At 73.5% G+C, this 3,118-nt stretch carries 2 protein-coding genes; both read left to right on the top strand.

The genetic code is table 11. From position 1 onward, the window contains the following. The coding region (gene fahA / locus HMPREF0731_RS20490; protein WP_007006139.1) for a fumarylacetoacetase at positions 1-1,029 on the top strand (1,029 nt) is incomplete at its 5' end. Positions 1,030-1,086: 57 nt separating this feature from the next. Beyond that, on the top strand, positions 1,087-3,111 hold the full coding sequence (locus HMPREF0731_RS20485; RefSeq protein WP_007006138.1) for a M3 family metallopeptidase: 2,025 nt from the start codon (positions 1,087-1,089) through the stop codon (positions 3,109-3,111). Positions 3,112-3,118: the final 7 nt, after the last annotated feature.

Here is a 3,118-nt window from a genome sequence, read left to right as displayed (position 1 = left end):
CGGGCACTGCGCGCCGCGTTGTCCACGCTGCTGGCGCGCGGCAGCGCGGCGGAGGCGCGCGCCCGCCTTTGCCTGCGCCCGGCCGCCGATTGCACGCTGCTGCTGCCGGCGCGCATCGGCGACTACACGGATTTCTATGTCGGGCTGCACCATGCCGAGAATGTCGGCCGGCTGTTCCGCCCCGAGAACCCGCTGCTGCCGAACTACAAGCACGTGCCGATCGGCTATCACGGCCGCGCCTCCTCGGTGCGGGTGGGGGTGGATCCGCGCCGGCCGCGCGGCCAGCTCAAGCCCGCCTCCGAGGTCGCGCCGCGCTACGCCCCCAGCGAAAGGCTCGACTACGAGCTGGAACTCGGCATCTGGATCGGCCCCGGCAACGCGCCGGGTGCGCCCATCCCGGTGGGCGAGGCCGCCGATCACGTCGCCGGCTACTGCCTGCTGAACGACTGGTCGGCGCGCGACATCCAGGCCTGGGAATACCAGCCGCTCGGCCCTTTCCTGGGCAAGAGCTTCGCCACCACCATCTCCCCCTGGGTGGTGACACCCGAGGCCCTGGCGCCCTTCCGCGTGCCCCAGCCGCCGCGCCCGGCGGACGACCCCGCCCCCCTGCCCTATCTGTGGGACGCGGCCGACCAGCAGGGCGGCGCGCTGGCGCTCGGCCTCAGCGTCACGCTGCAAAGTGCCGCGATGCGCGAGGCCGGGGTGCCGCCCATGGTGCTGGCGCGCTCCGATGCGCGGCACATGTACTGGACCGTGGCGCAGCTGGTCGCGCATCACAGCAGCAATGGCTGCGACCTGCGGCCGGGCGACCTGTTCGGCAGCGGCACGATCTCCACCCCGGGGCCGGAAGGGCTGGGCAGCCTGCTGGAGATCACCCGCGGCGGCGCCGCGCCGATCACGCTGCCCTCCGGCGAGACCCGCCGCTTCCTGGAGGATGGCGATGTGGTGGTGCTGGCGGCGCGGGCCGAGCGGGAAGGCTTCGTGCCGATCGGCTTCGGCGCCTGCCGGGGCGAGGTGCTGCCCGCCTGAGGCGGGCCGCCACCCTGGCCCCTTGACCCTGCCGCGGCGATCTGCGCCGATCCGGCCATGGAGTCCGACAACCCCCTGCTCGCCCCCTGGGACGGCGCCTTCGGCCTGCCGCCCTTCGACCGCATCCGCCCCGAGCACTTCCCGCCCGCCTTCGCGGCGGCGATGGAGGAGCACCGCGCCGAGATCGCCGCCATCGCCCAGGACCTGGCCCCGCCCGGCTTCGCCAACACGGTGGAGGCGCTGCAGCGCAGCGGCCGCGCCCTGCGCCGGGTCAGCGACCTGTTCGGCAATCTGGTGGTCAGCCTGGGCGGCGCGGCGCTGGAGGCGCTGGACCGCGACTGGGCGCCGCGCCTGGCGCAGCACCGCATGGCGGTGGCCCTCGATCCGGCGCTCTTCGCCCGCATCGACGCGCTGCACCGGCAGCGCGAAAGCCTCGGCCTCGACCCCGACCAGTTCCGGCTGCTGGAGCGGCTGCACCTGACGCGGCTGCGCAGCGGCGCGGCCCTGCCCGAGGCGGGCCGCGCCCGCATGGCCGCCATCACCGAGCGGCTGGCCGGCCTCTACACGCGCTTCGGCCAGAACGTGCTGCAGGACGAGCGCAGCTGGTGCCTGCCGCTGCCCGGGGCGGCCGTGGCGGATCTGCCGGATTTCCTGCGCGAGGGGCTGGCCCAGGCGGCCGCGTCGCGCGGGCTGGCTGGCCATGCGCTGACCCTCTCCCGCTCGCTGCTGGAGCCCTTCCTGGCGCTCTGCCCCGACCGCGCCCTGCGCCGCCAGGCGCATGCGGCCTGGACCGCGCGCGGCTATCACGCGGGCGCGCAGGACAACCGCCCGCTGCTGCCGGAGATCCTGGCGCTGCGGGCCGAGCGGGCGAAGCTTCTGGGCTACCGGGATTTCGCCGAGTTCCGCCTGGCCGACAGCATGGCCGGCAGCGTCGCCGCGGCCGAGGCCCTGTTGCGGGAAGTGTGGCAGCCCGCCCTGAGGCGCGCCGCGGAGGAGCGCGACCGGCTGCTGGCCCGCGCCCGGCAGGACGGCTTCGACGGCCCGCTGGAGGCCTGGGACTGGCACTACTACGCCGAGCGCGTGCGGCAGGAGGATTACGCGCTGAGCGAGGCGGCGCTGAAGCCGTATCTGCCGCTGGCGCGGATGCAGCAGGCGGCCTTCGACACCGCCTCCCGCCTGTTCGGGCTGCGCTTCGTGCCGCGCCCCGACCTGCCCACCTACCACCCGGATGTCGTCATCCATGAGGTGCGGGACGAGCAGGGCCATGTCGGCCTGTTCCTGGCCGATCCCTTCGCGCGGCCGGACAAGCGCTCCGGCGCCTGGATGAGCAGCTATCGCGAGCAGGAGGCGATGGACACGCCCCTCTCCGCCATCGTCGTCAACAACAACAACTTCGCCCGCGCCGAGCCGGCCTTGCTCAGCTATGACGACGCCACCACGCTGTTCCACGAATTCGGCCATGCGCTGCACGGGCTGCTGAGCCGGGTGCGCTACCCGGCGCAATCCGGCACCGCGGTGCGGCGCGATTTCGTCGAGCTGCCCTCGCAGATCTACGAGCACTGGATCGGCCTGCCGGAGATGCTGCGCCGCTACGCGCTGCACCACCAGGATGGCACGCCGATGCCGGAGGCGATGATCGCGCGGCTGAAGGAATCGGAGCTGTTCAACCAGGGCTTCGCCACGGTGGAATATGTGTCCTCGGCGCTGATCGACCTGGCGCTGCACCGCCATCCCGACCCGGCCAGCCTCGACATCGAGGCCTTCGAAAAGACCTTCCTGGCGGAGATCGGCATGCCGCCGAAGATCGGGCTGCGGCACCGCCCGGCGCATTTCCAGCACCTCTTCGCCGGCGAGGGCTATGCCGCCGGCTACTATTCCTACCTCTGGTCCGAGGTGCTGGACGCCGATGGCTTCGAGGCCTTCGAGGAGGCGGGCGACCCCTTCGACCCGGCGGTCGCCGCGCGGCTGAAGACGCTGCTCTCCGCCGGCGACAGCGAGGATCCAATGGCGCTCTACATCGCCTTCCGCGGGCGCCCGCCCTCCAGCGCCGCGCTGCTGCGCGGCCGGGGCCTGGCCGGCTGAGGCGCGA

Source organism: Pseudoroseomonas cervicalis ATCC 49957, assembly GCF_000164635.1.
Classification (GTDB): domain Bacteria; phylum Pseudomonadota; class Alphaproteobacteria; order Acetobacterales; family Acetobacteraceae; genus Pseudoroseomonas; species Pseudoroseomonas cervicalis.
The sequence above is the reverse complement of the archived record's forward strand: the minus strand, read 5'-3'. Positions and strand labels throughout refer to the sequence as shown.

Coding starts and splice junctions, on each gene's coding strand:
- HMPREF0731_RS20485 (WP_007006138.1), top strand. CDS start 1,087: ATGGAGTCCGACAACCCCCTGCTCGCCCCCTGGGACGGCGCCTTCGGC.